We start from the raw sequence: 416 nt of genomic DNA on the forward strand, positions 1-416 counted from the left end.
GCTCAGTGCGGTATGTGTGAATCTTACGGGGTTTGGTTTGAGCCGTCAACAATAACCCCTGTAGGCCAAGGGTTATTAGTTCCGGTATCAATCCCGGTAGTCTGTGAAACCTTCATCGTACGCGCGGCGCAGACTGTCGCGAGTCAACGCAGAATCACGTAGAATCAGGTGCGCGCCCATCGCGATCACGATATAGCCCGGACCAAAGAATGCGCCCGCGTGAAATTTCCACCAGTGCACGCTCTGCACCATCCAAAATTCCCCGGTCCAGACCGCGAACATACCGCCAATCAACAGCAGCCCCCATATATTATCACGCAACCATTCGCGCATTTTTCAGCCCCTTAGATAAAGGTGCGCGCAACCTGACGCGCGTAGTTAATGATTGTGGCGTCACCGCGAAGCTGCACGTTAAC

General features: G+C 53.8%; 1 protein-coding gene. It reads right to left on the reverse strand.

Going from position 1 to position 416, the window contains the following annotated elements; translation table 11 throughout:
* Nucleotides 1-87: 87 nt before the first annotated feature.
* Nucleotides 88-333 (reverse strand): hypothetical protein, encoded by a 246-nt coding sequence (locus AC1RPQ_RS07985; RefSeq protein ID WP_289862567.1) that lies wholly within the window; start codon nucleotides 331-333, stop codon nucleotides 88-90.
* Nucleotides 334-416: the final 83 nt, after the last annotated feature.

Source organism: Dellaglioa sp. CoH-57-MRSF-21, from assembly GCF_056781915.1.